Annotated in this window: 16 protein-coding genes and 1 other annotated feature; of the genes, 8 read left to right on the forward strand and 8 right to left on the reverse strand. The window is 42.6% G+C overall.

Translation table 11 applies throughout. From position 1 onward, the window contains the following. Nucleotides 1–92 precede the first annotated feature (92 nt). Nucleotides 93–743, forward strand: a complete 651-nt coding sequence (locus tag R50345_RS17850) for an NUDIX hydrolase (protein WP_042128761.1) — start codon at nt 93–95, stop codon at nt 741–743. Continuing rightward, nucleotides 740–1,285: a GNAT family N-acetyltransferase gene (locus R50345_RS17855; protein ID WP_042128763.1), complete on the forward strand. Its 546-nt coding sequence runs from the start codon at nt 740–742 to the stop codon at nt 1,283–1,285. The genes R50345_RS17850 and R50345_RS17855 overlap by 4 nt, the downstream gene beginning before the upstream one ends. A gap of 45 nt (nt 1,286–1,330) precedes the next feature. Here the strand turns inward: R50345_RS17855 and R50345_RS17860 are convergent, their stop codons facing one another. After that, nucleotides 1,331–3,406: a beta-galactosidase gene (locus tag R50345_RS17860; RefSeq protein WP_042128765.1), complete on the reverse strand. Its 2,076-nt coding sequence runs from the start codon at nt 3,404–3,406 to the stop codon at nt 1,331–1,333. 207 nt (nt 3,407–3,613) lie between these two features. Between R50345_RS17860 and R50345_RS17865 the strand changes: the two genes are divergently transcribed. The 4 genes from R50345_RS17865 (at nt 3,614) to R50345_RS17880 (ending at nt 7,092) form a co-directional block, all read left to right on the forward strand. After that, a complete protein-coding gene (locus R50345_RS17865; RefSeq protein WP_269321992.1) occupies nt 3,614–4,462 on the forward strand; it encodes an AraC family transcriptional regulator in 849 nt (282 codons plus the stop codon). A gap of 260 nt (nt 4,463–4,722) precedes the next feature. Continuing rightward, nucleotides 4,723–5,430, forward strand: coding sequence for a glycosyltransferase family 2 protein (locus R50345_RS17870; protein ID WP_042128769.1), 708 nt, complete (start codon nt 4,723–4,725; stop codon nt 5,428–5,430). Next, nucleotides 5,427–6,143, forward strand: a complete 717-nt coding sequence (locus tag R50345_RS17875) for a glycosyltransferase family 2 protein (RefSeq protein WP_042128771.1) — start codon at nt 5,427–5,429, stop codon at nt 6,141–6,143. The genes R50345_RS17870 and R50345_RS17875 overlap by 4 nt, the downstream gene beginning before the upstream one ends. Nucleotides 6,144–6,258: 115 nt before the next feature. Continuing rightward, on the forward strand, nt 6,259–7,092 hold the full coding sequence (locus R50345_RS17880) for a class I SAM-dependent methyltransferase (RefSeq protein ID WP_042128773.1): 834 nt from the start codon (nt 6,259–6,261) through the stop codon (nt 7,090–7,092). A gap of 52 nt (nt 7,093–7,144) precedes the next feature. Here the strand turns inward: R50345_RS17880 and R50345_RS17885 are convergent, their stop codons facing one another. The 6 genes from R50345_RS17885 to R50345_RS17910 form a co-directional block, all read right to left on the reverse strand. Continuing rightward, complete coding sequence (locus R50345_RS17885; protein WP_052414643.1) at nt 7,145–8,752, reverse strand: S-layer homology domain-containing protein; 1,608 nt, start codon at nt 8,750–8,752, stop codon at nt 7,145–7,147. Nucleotides 8,753–9,174: 422 nt separating this feature from the next. Further along, nucleotides 9,175–10,776: a putative ABC transporter permease subunit gene (locus R50345_RS17890; protein WP_042128775.1), complete on the reverse strand. Its 1,602-nt coding sequence runs from the start codon at nt 10,774–10,776 to the stop codon at nt 9,175–9,177. Continuing rightward, on the reverse strand, nt 10,769–11,482 hold the full coding sequence (locus tag R50345_RS17895) for an ABC transporter ATP-binding protein (protein ID WP_042128777.1): 714 nt from the start codon (nt 11,480–11,482) through the stop codon (nt 10,769–10,771). Before R50345_RS17895 ends, R50345_RS17890 begins: the two co-directional genes overlap by 8 nt. Before the next feature lie 377 nt (nt 11,483–11,859). Beyond that, a complete protein-coding gene (locus tag R50345_RS17900) occupies nt 11,860–14,763 on the reverse strand; it encodes a glycoside hydrolase family 3 protein (protein ID WP_042128779.1) in 2,904 nt (967 codons plus the stop codon). Between the two features lie 559 nt (nt 14,764–15,322). Continuing rightward, the gene (locus R50345_RS17905) at nt 15,323–17,062 is read right to left on the reverse strand and encodes an ABC transporter ATP-binding protein (protein ID WP_042128781.1); all 1,740 of its coding nucleotides are present in this window, start codon (nt 17,060–17,062) and stop codon (nt 15,323–15,325) included. Next, the gene (locus tag R50345_RS17910; protein WP_042128782.1) at nt 17,059–18,795 is read right to left on the reverse strand and encodes an ABC transporter ATP-binding protein; all 1,737 of its coding nucleotides are present in this window, start codon (nt 18,793–18,795) and stop codon (nt 17,059–17,061) included. The genes R50345_RS17905 and R50345_RS17910 overlap by 4 nt, the downstream gene beginning before the upstream one ends. 150 nt (nt 18,796–18,945) lie before the next feature. Between R50345_RS17910 and R50345_RS17915 the strand changes: the two genes are divergently transcribed. After that, the gene (locus tag R50345_RS17915; RefSeq protein WP_042128783.1) at nt 18,946–19,815 is read left to right on the forward strand and encodes a LysR family transcriptional regulator; all 870 of its coding nucleotides are present in this window, start codon (nt 18,946–18,948) and stop codon (nt 19,813–19,815) included. On the opposite strand, the gene metG is transcribed toward R50345_RS17915, so the two are convergent. After that, a complete protein-coding gene (gene metG, locus R50345_RS17920; RefSeq protein ID WP_042128786.1) occupies nt 19,812–21,455 on the reverse strand; it encodes a methionine--tRNA ligase in 1,644 nt (547 codons plus the stop codon). The two genes, R50345_RS17915 and metG, sit on opposite strands and share 4 nt — an antisense overlap. Before the next feature lie 44 nt (nt 21,456–21,499). After that, nucleotides 21,500–21,761: a binding site (T-box leader), on the reverse strand. A 125-nt stretch (nt 21,762–21,886) separates the two neighbouring features. Here metG and R50345_RS17925 point away from each other — a divergent pair. Then, on the forward strand, nt 21,887–22,351 hold the full coding sequence (locus R50345_RS17925; protein ID WP_052414644.1) for a DUF4362 domain-containing protein: 465 nt from the start codon (nt 21,887–21,889) through the stop codon (nt 22,349–22,351). Nucleotides 22,352–22,396 lie beyond the last annotated feature (45 nt).

Here is a 22,396-nt window from a genome sequence, read left to right on the forward strand (position 1 = left end):
TTGTCAATAAGAACCACCCTAACATTTAGGGTAATTCGAACGGTTTTATGATAGGCTTTAGAAAGAAGAAATCATCACAAAGGAGCTTTTCTATGCATAATGAGATACTTACCATTTTTGATGAAGCAGGCAACCGAACAGGTACGGCTCCACGTGAAGAGGTACATCGGTTAGGTCATTGGCATGAGACTTTCCACTGCTGGTTCATAAGCAAAGATCAGGAAATACCCTATATCTATTTACAACTTCGGAGTGAACAGAAACAAGATTATGCAGGACTACTGGACATCACGGCCGCCGGACATTTGCTAGCAAATGAAACTGTAGAAGATGGAATACGCGAGGTTCAAGAAGAACTGGGACTGGAGATTTCTTTTGAAGAACTGATCCCGCTAGGAACAATTCCTTACAGTATGAAAAAAGAAAACCTTATCGATAATGAACGAGCGCATGTCTTTATTTATATCAATTCCTATCGACTAGAAGATTTTCAGTTACAACAAGAAGAGGTCGCCGGCATTGTCAAAGCTAAGTTCTCTGATTTCTGCAGATTTTGGCAGGAAGAAATACATAGTCTACAAGTCAACGGTTTTCAAATCGATCCGCATGGACATAGAATTGCCATTGAGCAGGATGTAGACAAGACCCATTTTGTACCCCACGATACGGATTATTATTCTCGTATTATTGAGGGCATCGAGGCAATATTTCTAAAATCACCAGAAGTAACGGAGGACAAATGATTATTGATCAACAAATATTTAGTGTGAGAGGAATCCAATACATCATTCGATCTGCAACCCCTACGGATGCTATGACATTGTCCAAATTAAGAGTACAAATTGATGGTGAGACCGAGAATTTAGACAGAGAACCAGGGGAAGCGTTCATTGACGAATTAGGCTTCACGGTGCTTATTCAATCTGATTCGAAGGAACCCAGAAAATTGTTTCTTGTAGCGGTAGTTGAAGATCAAATCGTTGGGTTCTCCCGATGTGAAGGTCCTACTTTAAAAAGATTCGCTCATAAAGTAGAGTTTGGAGTATGTGTGTTGCAGGATTATTGGGGTTATGGAATTGGAAAGAATCTTTTAGCAGAATCTATTGCTTGGGCCGACGCTAACGGTATCCAGAAAATCGCTTTAAATGTCCTGGAAACGAATGACAAAGCAATTAAACTTTATCAAAAGCTCGGCTTTGAGATCGAAGGCACATTAAAGAACGACAAGATCCTTTCGGATGGCAAATTCTATAACACGATTATGATGGGACGACTCGCGGATTGATTAAAAAAAAGGCAGAACCTGAATCCCTCAGGTCCTGCCTTCTTTTTATACTAGCGATTTACGCTTCAACATTACGAGATCATTTACCGCTAGATTCAACACAGCCGGAGCTGCAGAACCTGAGCTCAAATCTGTATAATCCGCTCCATCTAATTTGACCGCTTGCGGACTGCCACTGTAGTTTTGCACAAAGATATAATCGCTTTCTCCATCGGTACGAAGCTGCGCTGTCACACCAGTTGGAAGCTCACTATCAAGTGCACGCGTAATTCCTGCTTTAGCAGTGATCGCAGCATACAATTCAACGTAGAAAGAAGCGTCTTTCACACGAGTAGCGAGGTGATATGCATTTCCTTCACCGAAACGATTTACCGTAAGTGCTGGACGGCCAGCATAGAAATCACTGCGATAAGTGCCTAATGCTTCCGCACCTTCCAAGTGGATCAGCTCAGCAATTTCATGCGCATCATAATTTCCACTAAGATTAAGTGCATTGCTCGCCTGCATTACAACACCATTCAAATCACGGCTATGCAGTCCTTCTGTCTCCTCCGCCCAAATACCGAGCGTTCTGCGCAGTGGTCCAGGGAATCCACCCAAATGGCATAAATCCGTTTCGTTAACGACACCAGACCAATAGGTTGCCAGAAAATTTCCGCCCTGCTCCACAAACTTCTCGATGCGCTTTCCATTTTCTTCGCTGATCAGATATAACATAGGTGCAATGACCAGACTGTAGGAGGACAGATCATCTCCCGATCCGATCATATCAACCGGAATACCCAGCTCCCAAAGTGCCCGATAATGCTGGAGTACAGTCTCCTCATAACGTAATCCGGAATTACGAATACCTTGTGCATCTTTGATCGCCCAGCGGTTGTCCCAATCGAAAATAATCGCTGTTTTCACTGGAGTTGATGTACCTACTACTTCTGTCATTCCCGCCAGCGTCTTTCCTACCTCTGTAACTTCTTTAAACACACGAGTCTCGGAATGTCCGCTATGGTCAACAACCGCACCGTGGAACTTCTCACTAGAGCCCCGGCTTTTACGCCATTGGAAATATTGTACAGAATCCGAACCATGCGCTACCGCTTGAAGTGAAGACAGCTTGTGCATACCAGGACGCTTCAGCTTACTGACCGATTGCCAGTTCGTAAGTGATGGTGTGCTCTCCATGAGCAGGAATGGTTTCTTTTTAAAAGAACGCATTAAATCGTAGTGCATCGCCGTCCATGCCGCCAGTCTAGCATCGTCACCGTCTTCAGTATAATGCCATTCTGGATAAGCGTCCCATGAGACAACATCCAGAATTTTGGCTAGTTCGCGATAATCAATGCCATCGATCATATGCATATTCGTTGTAATTGGCAGCGCTGGATTGTAAGGGCGTACAACATTAATCTCATGCTGACAGAAATCAATCGTCCGTTCGCTGACAAAACGCCGCCAGTCAAGGTTCAAGCCGTGTACTTGTGTTTCTCCATGTGGCGCTGGGGATTCAATCTGTGTCCATGAAGTGTAGGTATGACTCCAAAAAGTAGCCCACCAAGCATGATTTACCTCATCCAAACTGTTATTGTATTTGACCTTTAACCAATCTCTAAAAGCATTCTGACAAAGATCACAGTGGCATTCACCACCGAACTCATTCGAAATATGCCAACCGATAACAGCCGGATGCTGGCTATAACGTTCCGCAAGCTTCGCATTTAAAATCGCAGTTTTCTCCCGATACACAGGTGAGGTGAAGCAATGATTATGACGGAAGCCATGTAAATTGTGAACACGATTACGTTCCACTCTTAGAACTTCAGGGTACTTCTCAGACATCCAAGCAGGCCGTGCTCCACTTGGTGTTGCTAGAAATGCGTAAATCCCATTCTCAGCAAAAGAATCCAATACACTATCTAGCCAATCAAAAGTGAATACACCTTCTTCAGGCTCTAGGGATACCCAAGAAAAAATTCCGACAGACATCACATTACAGTTTGCAAGCTTCATCAGACGAATATCTTCACGCAAAATTTCTGGATACTTCAGCCATTGTTCAGGATTATAATCAGCACCGTGCAGCATCACTGGAGCTTTGCTACTAATCGGGGAATGTTTTTTACTCATTGTGTAAGATCATCCTCTCAATTCTGCCCATTTTTGGAATGGGACTATTCTCTGATGAGACGTTAGATGCCGAAGCTATCTAAATCAAGAATCATCATTTATACTATTTATAATAAAAGAAAACTCACCTAGAACAGTAGGAATATACTCTCGAAGTGATAGTACAAAATGAATATGAGGTGAATCATCCTGCTTCCATTTTCTCTGATAGAGCTACCGCGCGACGCTGAGACGCTTCCCTTATATCCTTACTCTGTCGGACGTCATATCCAATTTCATCATGTGCGGCCTGCCGGCTTCCCTGTGCACCAGATTTTTCTGATTCGTACCGGAACTGGGTTGTTTCGTGATCTGGAGAACGGTACTGAAATCATACTAGAACCTGGAATGGCTTTCGCCTTCCCACCGGATCGAGGACACGAATATTATCCTACCTCACATGAACCATGGCATGTGGGTTTCATCGGAATCGAAGGAATTCAGTCGCAAGGTTTACTAGAGGGGATTGGGCTTCTCCCTTCTATACCCTATCACCCTGCTCGTTTTGAACAATGTTGGGAGGAAATCGGAAAGATCTGGCATACGGTGAACAATCAGACGGCTAGTCGACAAGACGCGCATGGGATGGAAGATCTATCTATAACCCTATATCGATTACTTCTGATGTTGCGTCGTTCTGAATCCACTCATACCTCAGGCAGTCGTTTAGAACTTGAGTCTGTGCGTAATGGAGCGTTGGCTAAAGCGGTTGGTCTTATTAACGAGCATTATACTGAGCCGCTCCTTATCTCCAATCTAGCAGCTGCTGTAGGTTATTCCGTCCAGCACTTCCAGCGCCTATTCGTACATGAATACGGCATAACTCCGCATAAGTATCTTCAGAATCTGCGACTAGAACGTGCGGTACAGTTAATGACGGAGAATGATGAGATTCTCGTTCAAGATATTGCGCTTCAGCTTGGCATGGAAACGAATTATTTTATAAGGATTTTTCGAAATACTTATGGCTGTACGCCTGGGGTGATGAAGGAGAGACTTTTAGAGGGGAACAAATAAGATCACGTACCCTACGCGACTTCACTGCTTCGTTTGGCAAACCATCATTTTCTTAGCATCAGTAGTACTCTGCAAATTCAAGAACTCCCCACATGCATTGTCTTTATCACAAAACCCACAGTCATCACTGTGGGTTTTGTGTTCTTCATACAAATCCATTTTTGCATACATGAGGTTGATATGCCGTTACTCTATCCTAACTTGGACATATCGTATTATGAGACTTTTCCCAAATAAAAAGCATCTAAGGGGTTGGTTAAATGAACGGTGTTTCCATTATTACCTGTACAAATCGTCCAAATTATTTAAACAACCTACTTCAAAATTACAACAGACAACGATATGCCCAAAAAGAACTCATCATTATTATCAATAACAATGCAATTCCACTATTCCCCTACCAACAATTAGCTAAAAAACACAAAAACATAAAGATATTTCGTAAACCAGAACATCAAACTCTGGGTTCATGCTTAAACTATGCCGTAACGAAATGTAAATATCATACCATTGCCAAATTCGACGACGACGATTATTATGCCCCTCATTATTTAACAGAAAGTATTCAGACATTAAATAGAACAAATGCTGATATTCTTGGAAAACGAGCTCATTACATGTATTTAAGTGGTTCTAAGACTTTGATCCTTCGTTTCGCACATGATGAACATCGAACAGTTACTCATCTACCAGGCGCTACACTCGTCTTCAAACGTAAAGTATTCGATCATGTGAAATTTCCTGATAGAAACGTGGGTGAGGATGATCTTTTTTGCAGCAGAAGTAGAAAGAAAGGTTATAAGGTGTATTCTGCGAGTAAGAATAACTTCGTAGCCATACGAAGAAAAAACTCTTCTAAGCACACATGGATTATCAGCGACAGCACTCTAATAGCAAACCATAAGATCATCCGTAATATTAAAAACTACAAGGCCTTTGTTGGACGCAGTCCAAAGATCAAGTTATGAAATGGGCTGCTGATTCTAATGGATCTGCTGTATCTATCCTGACCTGTACAAAACGAGCTGACTGTATAAATACACTATTTGATAACTATCGACGACAGAATTTCAATCCTAAAGAACTTATCGTGATCATAAATAATAATGATTTGAAGATCAATGACTATATAACTGCTGCAAAAAAACATAAGAATGTGCGGGTTTATAAAATACCGGAACATCGTTCTCTCGGATTTTGTTTGAATTTTGGTGTGCAATTAGCGAAATATAGTTATATCGCTAAATTTGATGATGACGACTACTACGCTACCAACTATTTAACCGATAGTATGCAAACCCTTCATAAGAGTAAGGCGGATATCGTTGGAAAACGGGCTCACTTCATGTATCTAAATGACAAGAAATTACTCTTGGTACGCTACTCTCATATGGAAAATAAATATGTAACCAATCTTCAAGGTGCGACCCTGCTCATTAAACGTAATGTATTCCAGCAAATTTCTTTTCCAGATCGGAACCGAGGGGAATGCGTCAAGTTCTGTTCTGATTGTGCTGCACATGGCTTTAAGATTTACGCAGGAAACAAGTATAACTTCGCTGCAATTCGTAGAAAAAACTCCAAAGATCACACCTGGATTGTCAGCGATAAGAAGCTTTTATCCAAAAGTGTTAAAGTTATAAAAGTAAAAAACTTCAAAAAATACGTCACACGAAGCTGAATTAATCCAACGAAGTAATAATTTATAATTATATCTATTCTTTAAATTGTGCAGGAAACATGTATTGGTTAGAGTAAAACGTGAGGACTTCAGAATCTCTAAATGAGGTGTTAATGTGCTAAATACTCTATTCCAATATTTAGTCAGACCTGTCATCTACACGCCAAGCACTACCGAATTTTGGAATCATCCACATATATCAAAAGGAATGCTAGAGGCGCATCTGGATAAAAATTGGGACGCGGCTAGTCGTAAAGAAGAATTCATTAATGAATCCGTGAACTGGATTTCAACAATGCTTCCCTCAAACCGCTATCCAGATCTACTTGATATAGGCTGTGGCCCTGGGTTATACGCAGAGAAATTTCATAGTGCTGGATATTCTGTAACAGGAATAGATTTTTCACAGAGATCAATAGCCTATGCACAAGAGCAATCTATTCTTAATCGTTCCAATATTCAATATCTTTATCAAAACTACTTAGATATGAATTACTCTGAAAGCTTTGATATAGTTACTCTTATTTATTGCGATTATGGTGTATTATCCACTAGAGACAGATCTCTATTATTAGACAAGATTTATAAAGCATTGAAACCGAATGGAAAACTTATTTTAGATGTATTTACACCCAGACAGCATGAAGGGAAGAATGAACAGAAAGAATGGGAAAATAATATTTCCGGCGGTTTTTGGGATGAGAATCCACATTTATGCCTGAACTCTTTTTATCGTTATGACGAAGATCTGACAGTTCTAAATCAAACCATTGTTGTTAGTGAACACTCGACTCTATGCTATAACATATGGGAGCATTGTTTCACAGAACATACCTTAATTAATGAAATACGAAATGCAGGCTTTGGCCAGATCGAATTGTTTGCTGATGTAGCAGGAAAACCTTTCAATAATGAGGGGACTACCCTTTGTACGGTAATAACCAAATAAAAAGGACTGGATAAAAACATAGCTTCGTGGCTATGAGCATCCAGTCTCTTTTTTAAAACGTATAATCATAAAATCTCTCTGCATTACTTAGGCTAGTCCATATATCAGAGCTTTCCCCACCTATATACCAATAGGCAACCCCAGCTAAATTGTTCTTAACGCTTAAATTGTATTTGGCTATTAGTGAACGTCCATCCTCAATCCAGATGGTGTGCTTTATGGACTGCTTCGTATAATTGGCAACATATTGTCCCAAAGACTCATTCCATACGGGCTTCATCCCATAGTTATTAATAATCTGATTTTGCTCCGAAAGCGACATGTACTTTGATGATGAAACCGTACCATTCTGATTCAACGTCCAGTCCCGATTATATAAAGGCAATGCCAATATAACTTTTTGGCTGGGTACTACTTTTAATATAGTATTCACAGCCTGTTGATCAAAAGGAATTGAGGCATTCGGCCCAGGAAGCTTACTCCCATCATAATGCTCGTCATAACCCATCATCACCATATAGTTCACTTGCTTACCTAGTGCAGCATAGTCAAAAGCATCTGTCCAATCTGTTCCAAGATCAGGAGAAACGTCTATCGACAGCTTAGCGTTAAGTGAATGCATTTTCTCAGCTAATAAAGTAATAAATGAGGTCAAATACGCACGATCATCAGGCCCAACATTTTCAAAATCAATATTTAGTCCATCTAATCCATATTTACTCACTACAACAGCTAATTGATTTACTGCCGTAGTCCTTGTGCTTACACTCGACAACATTTGATGCGTTGCTTCTTGATCTGAACGATTGCCAACCATCGCCCATATTTTCTTATTATTCTTCTTTGCCCATGTGATCAGCGAAGCATCCGTAGAATCCGTTACTGCACCTGATTTTCCTACATAATACCATCGTGGCGATAAGGTATTCACGTTGGACTTCAGAACCGTATTCTCATATTGTGCCGTCGTCTGACCATATTGCCAGCCTATAACGATCTGATCCTCTGGCTTCTCCTCAAGCTCTGCTGCCCAGCTGTCATTTTGCAGAACCCGGTCAATGAGGACAGCTGTTTCCTGTCTAGTAATAGGATCAGAAGGACGGAAATTCCTGCTATTGTCCCCCATCATTAAACCTAGATCATTTACTTTAACAACAGCTGATCTTGCCCAACTAGCAATTTCATTTCGATCATTAAACGAAGTTAGAGCGGAAGTATGGTTTGTTTGCTTTAAAGCTTTGGCCATCCATACAGCCGCTTCCTGCCTAGTAACTGCTTTTACTGGCGCGAAAGTAGTTGCCGATGTGCCGTTAGCCAGCTCAAGCTGAACAGCTGCCTGTATCCAGCCGTAATACCAAGCTTTTTTAGCTACATCTGTATAAGGAGATACTGGACTAACTGCAGGATCTAGCTTTAGCAGACGATCAAGTACCGTTATGAATTCTGCTCTAGTAATCGATTTAGTAGGTGAAAAGCTTGTCTCCGATGTGCCAGTTAATATGTTTCGATGATATAAATCTATGATTTCTTTTTTAGCATAACTGTTACTTATATCTTTAAATGGGGCTCCATCATCAGCCCATATATGTTGAATAAATACCCCAGCTACAAGCAATACTACAAGTATAGTAATAACAAACCTACCAAATCTATTGTTCACGAGATGATCCTCCTCGGATATAATCTTCGAATTATACCAAGGATAGAGTCAATAAACATTGCTAAAATATTGGTAGAGTGCGAAAAGATGTACTTTGTGAATCTCATCCATTTTTCGCTCGGAATAACTAGTAATCGTATGGATCAAGAGCCCCGAGCTCATACCGGACTGTACGTTCTTTAAGCGAAGCAATTTGTGCGGTATGATGGCGACCATGCAAAGCGTATTTTTATCAAATTGAATTCGTTAGCTATCAGTTTATATCCTTCCATCGGTGTTGTAATATTGATGTTTTCAAAATATAAGTCCCCACTTATAACAAAAGACACCCCTAAAGGAGTGTCTGACAACAGTTATGATATTCGAAATTCATATTTATGAAGTTACGTTCTGATTGAATCAGAAGATAGTACTTTACTTATTTAAAGCGCCCGAAATAAAAGCTCACCTTTGGACTGAATATATTTATACATCGCACCACACACCACTAATATTAGTAACCCAATACCTAACAATACAAGATTACCATTCAGATCAGATAGCAGCAGACTCAAACCAAATGGGATCAGTAAGCTTATTAAGCCTATCAACATCGTCACTAAGACGGATGCGCTTTGTTTGATTACCGATACTTCATTTGTCCACTCCAGTTTAGGTAGCTTCAAGTTAACGATTACACCAGTCATTGCTGTAAGACAAGCATATAAGACGGGAATAACCAGTAATAGCAAGCTTTCGATCCACCCTGTGCCAAGAGATATCATGAGGAGCACACTACTGACAACTACAATCGGCACGGTAATCGTAAGATTCACTGCGATTTTACTTAGCAATATCGTTAATGTCGGCACAGGTGCGCTTTTTAAGATCCAAATATTATTACCTTCGAGCGAAATGGAACTGGATGTTGTGCAGCTTAACGTTACAAAAACAGAAACAAACAGCGGTGCCAATCGGCTTAAATAATTTGAAAGCTCTGGGACCTCAAGAATTTGTCCTAGTTGCTCTGCATTAACGAATAGCAAGGTGACAGCCATCACAAGTAACATCACCATACCAATACTCGTATTGAGCACATATAAAGTAGAACTGAAATAGCGGCGTAGCTCTTTTTTATACAATGTATACAAGGGTGACGATACTTCAAGCGACTTCATTTGATACTTATTACTGGAAAAAGAGGTCGTCAGACCCGTGTGTATCGCTTTATATTTATTGCCAAGCAATATGGTAAACAGCACAAAAGAAATCAGTGAAATCGCAACAAACAATACTAGGGAATCCATCTGAAACGAGCAAACCGCATTTACATACATAAGCGTCAGAGGATACAAGTTGTATATTTGATCAGCGATTTGTGTGCTCATATCCGCAAGTAATTGTGGATTGTTCCCATTGATTTGACCGGAACCAACAATTATCCCGATAATCACAATAAAAGTTAGAATGAGAGTTATTATACGGCTTCCTTTAAATCTTGAGGAAAACCAGCTGATCAGCGCACCAATAATCGTTGCAGCAATGATCGGCACTAATGGAATAAATAACAATGTGATCAAGAAATACAAATAATATAATGCTCCTGGATTCACTTTTATAGCATAAACTATGCCTGCTGGTACCATCACCATCAATGAGAAAAACAGGTTTAACACATAGAGCTGAGCCACTCGACTTGCAACAATATGACTCGTTTTGATGGGTAAGGACATTACGAGATCATAGTCTTTGGAGCCAAATAATACACCACTTGCCTTATAGATCGTTGTAAAAAATCCGATTAAGCAAGTAACAGCCATCATAATCGCTAGCAACAGCTCAGGCCGGCCTACCTGTTCAAGGGTCTCTGCAATAATAAAGCTATATCCAAATGAAACGACTGCCATCATGACTATGCCTATTAAGATACCGAAGCTAAGCCAAAGCATTTTGCGTCTTTCTTTCACACCACGTGTGTGCAACGCTTTATTTAACCCAAAGGATGAGATCAGCTGAATCTTTGTCAATCTCCAGATATTAATCATGCTTAATCAACTCCAAAAACACATCTTCAAGGCTGCTGTCACCCTTCACCTCTTCTGTTTTCCCATGCGTAATCAATTCCCCAGCTTTGATAATGGCAATCTTGTTGCAAAGTTTCTCGGCTACATCCAGTACATGCGTCGAAAAAAAGATCGCACTGCCTTGACTGCAAATCTCCGTCATGATTCTTTTAAGCGTATGTGCCGCTTTTGGATCTAGTCCCACAAAGGGCTCATCCAGCACTAACAGCTTCGGTTTATGTATGAGTGCTGAGATGATCGCGAGTTTCTGTTTCATCCCATGAGAATACGAGGAGATTAAATCCCCCAAATGAGTGGTAATCTCAAATTCATCGCCATATTTCTTAATCAGTAATTCACGATCCGCTTTCGATACGCTAAAAAGATCACCAATAAAATTCAAGTACTGAATGCCTGTCAGATGATCGTATAGATCCGGATTATCCGGTATATACGCAGTAATTGCTTTGCAGGCTAATGGATCTTTTTTAATTGAATATCCACCAATCTCGATGTCCCCCTCTTCAAAATCAAGAACACCCACCACTGCCCGAATCGTCGTTGTTTTTCCCGCACCGTTATGTCCGATAAAGCCGTAAATATCGCCCTTCTCTACCACTAAATTCAAATCATTTACTGCCTTCTTACCACCCTTATAGCTCTTCGTAAAATGCTTTATTGTCAACATCTTGGCACTTCCCTTCCGTTCCTATAAGTAATTTCCATCTTGTCGTGCGTACCGATTCATACGTTGTTAGGATAGTTTTACTATAGTACGTTTATCCTGTCCATTTAGTTCATTCCTTCATAGAAATTAGTCAATTTATAAAAACTCGCCCCGATCTAAATCAGTTTCACTTCGAATGACTCTCTGATTCTTTCAAAATTCTGTGTCCATTTAAACATCATCTTTAGCATCCTCCACCGGGCTTATTCGAACTATGTTCGATGCCAAGCCTTTGTTTCAGGAGGCATTGCGATCTATTATTAAATTCGATGCAAGAGAAAAAGGACCTGTCCCCCGCGGGGAATCAGGTCCTTCCTCATCTATTTACCTCAGCCGGCTTACATAAACTGAAGCGTGCTAAGCGAAGCCTTACCGTTAAGTACAATGTACACGTCCTGACATCCGCTAACGCCGCTCAATTCAGCAGTGAAATCATGCCATATATGAGCACCGGTGCCTGCCAGCGTAAGCTGTGCTGCCAGTGGGCCTTCCGGGCTTTGCAGTCGGATTTCTGCTGTAGCAGCACCCAAACCTGCTGCACGCAGTTTGATGCTGTGCGCACCTGCTCCGAACTCGGCATCCTTGAAGGATATCCAGCCGGACTGCTCCTTCACTTCTACGGCGCTGCCGCCTTCACGGCACTCGCCAATCAATACGCCTTCATATCCGTCATAGTTGATTGCCTTCACCAATTGTTTCAGGTCACGAGGTGGAATGACTTCGCCTTGCACCTCAAGTGCTGCGCTTACTGGCAGATTGGATGATGAAGCCCCTGCCATAAAGGTGAACAAGCCGTTTTCAATACAGAAGCGCTCACGGGTGACATCCCAGATTGCCAACTCGGAGAGTGGCAATGTGAAGCTTACGTCAACCGACTCGCCTGGCTGCACATGCACCCGGCGGAACGCAAGCAGTTGCTTCAGTGGACGTTTCACTCGTGATTCTTCCGCGTGTCCGTACAATTGTACCACTTCATCTCCTGCAAGATGACTCGTATTGGTGACACGAACCGTCAAGCTGATCTCATTATCCTTCGCTGCAGAAACCATCTGCTGGTCGAGGGTCAGGCCATCAAATCGGAATGTGCTATAGGATAGGCCATGTCCGAATGGATAGAGCGGTTCGCCAGTGAAATACTGATACGTTCTACCACTCTGGATCACGTCATAGTCCATAAATTCCGGCAATTGATCAACCGACTTGTACCAGGTCATATTCAGGCGTCCTGCTGGATTCACGTCACCGAACAATACATCAGCAACAGCATTTCCTAGCTCCTGACCGGCATGCGTAGTGTACACGATAGCCGGCACATGTGCATCTGTCCAGTTCAGGGCAAAAGGATAACTCCCCACAACTACTACGACCGTGTTCGGATTCACCGACATAACTTCCTTAATTAGTTGCTCCTGCGATTCCGGCAAAGTGATGTCTGGGCGGTCCATCGTTTCCTTGCCGTTGATTAACGGATGATTACCGACGAAGACAACCGCCAGATCCGCATCGCTGGCAATTTCCTTCGCAGCCTGGAATTTGTCCGTAACCGTCTCTACTTCAAATACATCGGCAGCAATCGCTTCTGCTTCCCCACCAGTGACGGATGCAGCCCCACTCACATTGATCTCATTGGCCGTCTCTTCAGCACTACCAGTACCGACAAGCAGCTCACCATTTTCGCTTCCCACTGTTACCGGTGTATCATTCCACGTCGAGAAAGTCACCTGATCTTCGCCTTCTTCGGATGGGCGAACTAGGAATACTTCTTTCGTAAACCATTCCCAAATTTGGTCCGCTGAAGCTTTCACAACGCGGTCATCTGTCGTCAGGTAACGACCATTGTCTTCGGCGATCAGGGTCTTGTTGTGCCAGCCCCAGTCCGTTGATTCAAACACTGCTGCATCCTCCGCAGCTTCGCCGATTGCAGCCAGCGCAGCTTGTTCGCCTTCAAGCAGCTGCACATAGCGGCCTGTGCGTTTGGACTTCAGTTTAATCCGGTCTGTGCCGCCGGCGAACATAGTTTTACCACCATGAGCATCAAGCTTCTCTTGAATCCCCTGAAGTGGTGTAATCGTATAAGGCATTGAACCACTGTACCAGTCGCGATATACCGTTCCGCCCAGCGGTCCGATAACAGCAACCTTCTTCAGCTTGTCCGCTTGCAGCGGAAGCATGTTGTCTTCATTCTTCAGCAGGACAATCGCTTTACCCGCCGCTTCACGTGACAGCTTCGCATGCTCTGGATGTAGAATCGCTGACTCGTCAATCGCAGCATATGGATTTTCGGAATCGGGATCGAACTCGCCAAGACGAAAACGGACACGGAACGTATTGCAGAGTGCCACATCCAAGTCACTTTCAGTTAGCATGCCTTCTTCCAGCGCTTCGCGCAGTGACTGCTTCATCAGCTCATTATCGTCGGTAAGGCTGTCAATTCCGCCCTCACGTACAGAGCGAGCGACAGCTTCCTTATGTGTTTCCAAATAGCCATGATCACGCACCGTGCCGGATACGTCAAACGCATCGCTGACAACAAAGCCGTCCATCCCCCACTCCTGCTTAACGATGGCATTAACATCTGGGCTCAGGTTAGCCGGTACGCCGTTAATGGCGTTATACGCGGTCATCATCGACTGGGCGCCGCCTTCCTTAAACGGAATTTCAAATGCTTTCAAATAATACTCTCGCATATTGCGGGGATCGATACTGACCGATTGATCACCGCGGCCTACCTCATTGTTGTTGCCAATAAAATGCTTCAGTGTAGCAACCGCTTTCAAATACTTTGGATGATCACCTTGGATTCCTTTAACAAGAGCAGCTGAAAGTTTGCCCGTCAGTACTGGATCTTCGCCATAGGCTTCCTCAGTACGCCCCCAACGTGGATCACGCTCCATATCAACGGTTGGTGCCCATAACGTTAATCCGTTTATCTCTGGATTGCGTTTATAAAATCCTCTGGCCTCGTCGCCAATAGCATCGCCAATTCGCTGCATCAGTTCAGTGTCCCAAGTACAACCAAGACCGATTGGCTGCGGATAACCTGTGGCTTCACCAAGCCAAGCCATACCATGTGCGGCTTCTGTGCCATGTTTATATGATTTTACCCCAAGCCGTTCAACGGCTGCCTGATATTGCACCATTTGTTGAACCTTTTCCTCTAGTGTGAAGCGAGATACGAGATCATTGACCCGTTCATCAAGCGGAAGCTGTGTATTCTGGAATGGATAGTTAGTAGATGACATGTAAGAACCTCCTTGTAAACGTTTTCTCTGGCTTATTATAATGTAGATTGTCTTTGCCCGATACCCGTAAAATTAGAGGTATTTTCATATATAATTTGCACTTTCATTTGACTTAATTAAACATTTCAACCAGAAACAGCGTTCGTATGTCCTACCAAGCAGTCAAGCTGCCAGCGAATACAGCTTGTAAGCGTCCGGTAAATGCTTGCAAATCCGCTTCGAAGAGTGCTCCGTTGTTTCCACTTCCATCTTCATATCGTTCAACTCTTTCAAGTAACGTGTCTTAACGAATGCATAAACGTCATCAACCTGCTGATCTACAACGCCCCCCCCTGAATTCAGACGCCACCACTGATCGTATCATCTGCATTCACAACATCTTAATGGAGCATGAGATCTACCTTGGCCGCTCCAATTCCAGCACTCGCGATCATTCGTTTAAACGAGGGGAGCAATCTGAGATTTCATTTTGGAACAGTAAATGCCTTGCTACGGACAACAAAAAAAGAAGCATCCTCACCCAAAATGGGATCGATTGCTTCTTTTTTACTCACTAAGTCTACGCTGTCGCGAACTGACTATTATACAATCTGGCGTAATATCCACCACTAGCTAGAAGTTGATCATGCGTACCGCTTTCCACAATATCGCCATCCTTCATGAATAGAATGAGATCCGATTCACGAATCGTCGACAATCGATGGGCAATCACAAAGCTGGTTCGACCCGCGATCATAGTCAGGAAAGCTTTCTGAATCCGCACCTCTGTTAGCGTGTCAATACTGCTCGTAGCTTCGTCTAAGATGAGCATAGGTGGATCTACGAGCATGACTCTTGCTATGGTAAGAAGCTGCTTTTGTCCTTGCGAAAGATTATCTCCTGAACCACTGATCTTCGTGTCATATCCATCAGGCAGACGTTTAATGAAGCTATGTGCATTAGCAGCTTTAGCAGCAGCTATGACCTCTTCATCTGTAGCATCAGGCTTGCCGTAAGCAATATTTTCTCTAATCGTGCCACCAAAAAGCCAAGTATCCTGCAGCACCATCCCAAAATTACGTCGCAAGCTATCGCGAGTAATGGTCTTAATGTCCACACCATCAATCTTAATGGATCCACTGTCTACGTCATAGAAACGCATGAGCAGATTAACCAGCGTCGTCTTCCCCGCTCCGGTCTGCCCAACAATCGCAACTCGAGTCCCTGGCTTCACTTCCAAGCTGAAATCATTTATCAGAGGCCGTTCTGGATTATATGCAAAGAATACCTTCTCGAAGATAATAGTTCCTTGACTTGTATTCATGATTTTGGCATCCTTTAAATCAGCCGGTTCTGGAGTCAAATCAAGAATGGCGAAGATCCGCTGTGCAGAGGCAGTTGCCGATTGTAGCTGCGTAATTACACCTGTAATTTCATTGAAAGGTTTAGCGAACAAGTTGGAGAAAATCAAGAAACTAGACAGATCCCCTACCGTGAAATGACCCCGAATGACCATAACACTACCGATCATTGCAATGACTGAGAACGTAACATTATTGACCAGCCGTGTTGTCGGGTTGGACAAGGAACCATAGAATTGTGACTTCACACCGGTCTGATATAATGTCTCGTTTTGTTTTTCAAACTGTGTCATTGCACGTTCTTCATAATGATAAGCAGTGACCACTTTTTGTCCGCCTATCATTTCCTCCACATACCCATTGAGACCACCCAGAATCTTCGCTTGCTCTTTGAACATCTTCTGAGACCGCATCGTAATAAATCTTGCTACAAAAAAGGTAACAGGTGCTGACAGAAGAACTACCAAGGTCATCACAGGACTTATGTACAGCATTAGCACAATTGCCCCAACAATGGTGATGATCCCTGTAAGCAGTGTGGAGAAACCTTGCAGCAGTCCATCAGAAACGGCATCCATATCGTTAACAAACCGGCTGATACTGTCTCCCTGCGGGTGGTTGTCATGAAACTTTAAAGGCAAAACATTTAATTTATCAAAAAGCTCTCTCCGTAAGTCGTATACCGTTCGGTATGCAATTCGGTTCGTTAAATAAGTAAGAAGCCATCCAAAAAAGCTGCCGACAATATATACCGCTGCCAGAATCAAAAGCAATCTAAGTACAGCGTCAAAATCAACCTTTCCCGGTCCGATCATAAAATCAATGGCTTTACCAATAAGTAGTGGTCCGATTAGACTGGCGATCACACTGAGTAATGCGCATATAACCGCCCCTATAGCTATTTTTCTATAATGTCCTGTATATACAATTAGTCTTTTCCAAATGTTGTTTTTGTTCATTGGCCCGACTCCTCACTCGATAGCTGGGACAGGCAGATTTCTTTATACTCTTCACAACCACGCATCAGCTCCTCATGGGTTCCGACACCGGCAATCCGCCCTTCCTCAAATACCATAATTTTATCTGCTTGCCTTACAGTGCTTACCCTCTGCGAGACAACGAGTACGGTCATTTCCTGACTGCTATTTTTGAGCGCCTTACGAAGTGCCGCATCAGTAGCAAAATCCAGCGCGCTGGAGGAGTCATCCAGAATAAGAATCGACGGATTACCTACCACTGCACGAGCTATGGTTAAGCGCTGCTTCTGTCCCCCAGATAAATTAAGTCCACCACGGGATACCTGCGTATTCAACCCTTCCGGCAATTTACGAATAAACTCTTCTGCTTGAGCAACAGAGGCAGCTTGCATGATTTCTTCCTCGGTGGCGTCTTCCTTCCCCCAACGAATATTCTCAGCGATTGTTCCTGTGAACAGCACTGCTTTTTGCGGGACAATCCCTATTTTCTCACGAAGCTGATGCAGCTTATAATCTCTGACATTCACTCCATCCACTTTAACTTCACCTTGCACCGCATCATAAAAACGTGGAATCAGGTTCACAAAAGTAGATTTACCAGAACCCGTACTGCCAATCAGCCCTACAGTCTCTCCGCGGTTAATGACTACCGATATATCCTCTAATGCCAATTCACCAGTTGTATTATAACCAAACGATACACGTTCGAATGAAATAGCAGGAGCGGTATGATTAGGTTCAGCCATCATAACATTTCCTTCCTCGGACACGGATGCTTTGACACTCAGCACTTCATTCACGCGATTGGCAGAGGATGAGGCTTTTGTAAAAATAATAACCAGGTTAGAGACCACTATAAGTGCCAGCAAGATTTGAGTGACATAATTGATGAAGGCAATGATCTCACCCTGTGACAACCGGCCCCCGTCAATATGAATTCCACCTACCCATAAAATAGCTATGATCGCCGCGTTTACTACAAGTGTCGTCATCGGTCCAAGTAAAGCAGAAATCCGCGAGACTCTGATCGCTGTAGTGGTTAAATCCTCAGACGAGGCATCAAAACGTTCTTTTTCCGTACGTCTCTTGGCAAAAGCACGAATGACCCGAATTCCTGACAAATTCTCACTAAGTACGAGTGCAAGTGCATCCAGCTTCTGTTGATACAATCGATACAAAGGAGCGCTTCGAGTGATAATGAAATATAAAATAATCCCAAAAATCGGCGTTGCCGCTATTAGGATCAGCGATAACCTAAAATCCAAGATCATCGACATTATGATAGCTCCGATGCAGATAAACGGCGCACGAATAACCAGGCGAATCAGCATGGCAACAGCAATCTGCAGCTGGTTTACATCATTAGTAATCCGGTTAATCAGCGTAGGCGTACCGAACGTATCCAGCTCAGCGTACGATAAGGATGTAATATGATTGAACATTTTATTACGAAGCGTCGTGCCGAATCCCTGAGATGCTCGTGCCGCATAGTATTGACATACCATAGAGCAGCCGAAGCCAAGTAGAGACATCAGCACCATCAAGCCACCCATGCGGTATACATAAGCACTGTCATGATTTCCTACCCCATTATTGATGATTAATGCGACAATGGTTGGCAGAATCAGCTCCAGAATCGCTTCCATCAGCTTAAAGATTGGACCGATGATGGCTTCTTTTTTGTACGGTTTTAAATAAACTGCAATTTTGAACAACGTCATCCACACCCAACATAAGAAGTATTTAAGCATTTGAAATATGTATAATAACAGTTATGATTATGGCATATCTACTCACATATTAATAATATTTGATTCGTATCGCTCCCATACGATAAACATATCTCAAGTTCGGAGGATTCTTTTATGGATATTAGACAACTTAAATATTTTATAGCTATCGCTGAGGAAGGACAGATTACGTCTGCAGCTAGAAGACTGCAAATGGCCCAGCCTCCGCTCAGTCAACAGCTTAAGCTGCTTGAAGAAGAGCTGGGGGTCAAACTCGTCGATCGAGGTCCGCGCAGCGTGCAGCTAACCGAAGCTGGTGCCATTTTACGTGACCGCGCCCAACAAATTCTTGAGCTGGCCGATTCCACTGCGCGGGAGCTCAATGATTTTGTCAAAGGCTTGAAAGGAACTCTCGCCATAGGTACTGTATCTTCTTCCGGAGCTACCCTGCTCCAAGATCGACTTTGTGAGTTCCACAAAACGTATAAAGGCGTTAAATTTGAAATCCATGAAGGGAATACCTTCAGAATCATCGACCTTTTGAACAAGGGTATTGTCGAGATTGGCATTGTCCGGACACCCTTTAATGCTACAAATTTAGAATGTCTTTACACACAGGCTGAGCCTATGATTGCCGTAATGACTCCAGAGTATGACTGGAAAACAGATGAAAACTTCGTTGAGATCGGTGAGTTAAAAGATAAGCCGCTCATTATCTACCGCCGTTTTGAGCAGCTTATCCGGGAAACCTGTCTTGAGAACGGCTTTGATCCGCTAATTTTCTGCATGAATGATGATGCACGAACAACACTGCTCTGGGCAAACGCTGGTCTTGGCATTGGAATCATCCCCAAATCCGCTTTCGAATTAACGAGTAATCGTAATTTGATCTATAAAGAAATCAGTAGTGAATCGCTTCGCACGCGGGTCGCCGCCGTCTGGATCAAGGATAAATACTTATCATCATTGGCTTCTAAGTTTATTGAGAGCTTCAAGAATGGTTAATTCACTTGTTGTTGAATGAGTCTATCCTCTTCTTCTTTAATACGACTTATATCAATTCGTTCAAACAACAATTGTAAATCAGTTATTTGTTGATAAGGGGGAACTGCGCAGGGCTGCCAATTCAGTTGTTCAAGCGATAAGAACCCCCTGATCTTCTCACAAGAAAAAGGTAGAAACGGATGCAGCAAACTTGCCAAATTAGCGATAATCTGAACGCAAGTAAATATTGTAGAATCACAGGCTTCCCGATCCTCTTTTACCTGAATCCAAGGCTTTTGCCGATCAAAATACTGATTTGCCTTACGTACATAAGAAAAAATATACTCCAGCGCATCCTTTAAATCTCCCGCTTCAATTAGGCGCCCTGACTCCAGATACAAGAGGTCAATATTGTCCCTCCACCCCTTATCTAATTCTCCCTTCGGCACTTTCCCTTCATAAAACTTATCCACAAAAGCCAATGAACGATTCACAAAGTTACCAAATGCTCCAAGCAGCTCACCATTATGACTATAAATAAACTCTCTCCAGGAAAAATCCGTATCCCGCTTCTCAGGCCCGTTGGCAATTAAAAAATAACGAATAGAGTCAGGATGATACCGTTCTAGAATATCAGGTACCCAGACCGCCCAATTACGGCTAGTGGAGAACTTCTGCCCTTCAAGGGTTAAATATTCGCTAGATATAATCCGGTCCGGTAAATGTAACTCTTTTGCTCCTAATAAGACGGCTGGCCATATCAAGGTATGAAAAGGAATATTGTCTTTACCATGCACATAATAAGCGGTAATACCATCATTTTTCTCTGACCAAAATTCCTCCCAGCTCCCTCCAGATTGTGTAGCCCACTGCTTGCTGGCTGATAAATAACCACTTACCGCCTCAATCCAGACATAAATCTTCTTATCTTCAAATCCAGCTACAGGAACATTTACACCCCAAGATAAGTCTCTGGTTACTGCCCGATCCTGAAGCTTCTCCTTTAAATATCGTTTGGTCAGTTTTATTGCATTTTCTCTCCAGTGTACTGCTTCGTCTACATAATCCGTTAATTCAGATTGAAATTTAGATAAGCTAAGATAAAAATGTTCTGTCGGCCGTTCTGTCGGTGTATTCCCACATAATTTACAGACTCTGTCCAATAAATCGGCTGGGTCTAGAATCGTAGAACAATAATCACATTGATCCCCCCTCGCCTGCTGCCCACATACCGGACAAGTGCCTTCCACATATCTGTCTGGCAAAAATCGCTGGTCTACCTCGCAGTAACATTGCCCAATGGTTTTTTTATATAAATGACCATTCTCTAGCAGCTTCGCAAACAACTCTTGCACGACCTTATGATGCTGCTGTTGATCCGTTCGAGTATATAGATCATAACTAAATCCCAGCTCTTCAAAACACTTCAAAAACTCTTCGTGGTATCGACTTGCAAAAGCTTCGGGTGTGATCCCTTCATTAGCAGCCTGAACCGCTACAGGTGTGCCATGACAATCGCTGCCTGACACATATAAAACGTTATCCCCCTTGCTGCGAAAATAGCGTGCCAGCACATCCCCAGGCAACACACTTGATAATCTTCCAAGATGTAAAGATCCATTCGCATACGGCCAAGCTCCGCCTATAAACACATTACTCATTAACCTTCTCCTCCTTTTTTTAGACAACAAAAAAACTCCCATCCACAAAGGACGAGAGTTCTACTCACGTGTTACCACCTAATTTTATAAATGCCTCATGACATTTACCTCTTCAGGTACGACGTTAATAAACGTTTATACCCTAGCACTATAACGGATGCAGGTTCCGGCGCAGCCTACAACCTAAAAGGTTTCGATGCGCAGCTCTGAGACCATATTCCCAAGGTTTTTCTTTACTCCTTTTCAGCGAACGGAGCTCTCTGTAGAAAGAATTGCCGTGGTACTCTTTCTCTTCTTTGCTTTTACATATTCAAGTTACAGGAAATAATACTCAATTTGTTGTTTATTGTCAATGCGAAACATCAAGCTCACTGTAACTTTTCCAGTTAATTTCCGTCTTTTATATAAATAAGTTACAAGGAGGTCCCTCAGTGAAAAAAGTAAATTCACTTGTACTCTCTGTTCTTTTACTAGCAGGAGTATGGGGTTGTTCCGATAATAAAGTTAATTCTGTTCCCAAAAGTGAACCCTATACTTCCAAAGAAGCCATCAGTAGGGGAGATATTGTTTCATTTAAAAAAGTTTACAACCTAGATAAATTCGAGCAATTTATAACTAATCTCTCCAGCAAAAAAGCAGACAATATACGCGTTACAAGTTACACAGATGAGGGTGATCCCATATTTAAGGATTTGAAGTTTGATGGCAGTATAATTAATTATAGCTATGATACTTCTAATGATGAATTTGGTGGGAGCAACAAAGATGTCAGAACCGATACTTGCTCCGAAGTGACGAGTAAAAAAAGCACACAAGGTGAAATTATCTATTCGATCAGCGGTTGCACAAATAATGACTCTGAAATTGATTACTACCTTTTTCGCACAACAGAATGAAATACTGAAATAAAAAAGACCACCCAATCATAATACAATTGGATG

Source organism: Paenibacillus sp. FSL R5-0345, from assembly GCF_000758585.1.
Taxonomy (GTDB): Bacteria; Bacillota; Bacilli; order Paenibacillales; family Paenibacillaceae; genus Paenibacillus_AQ.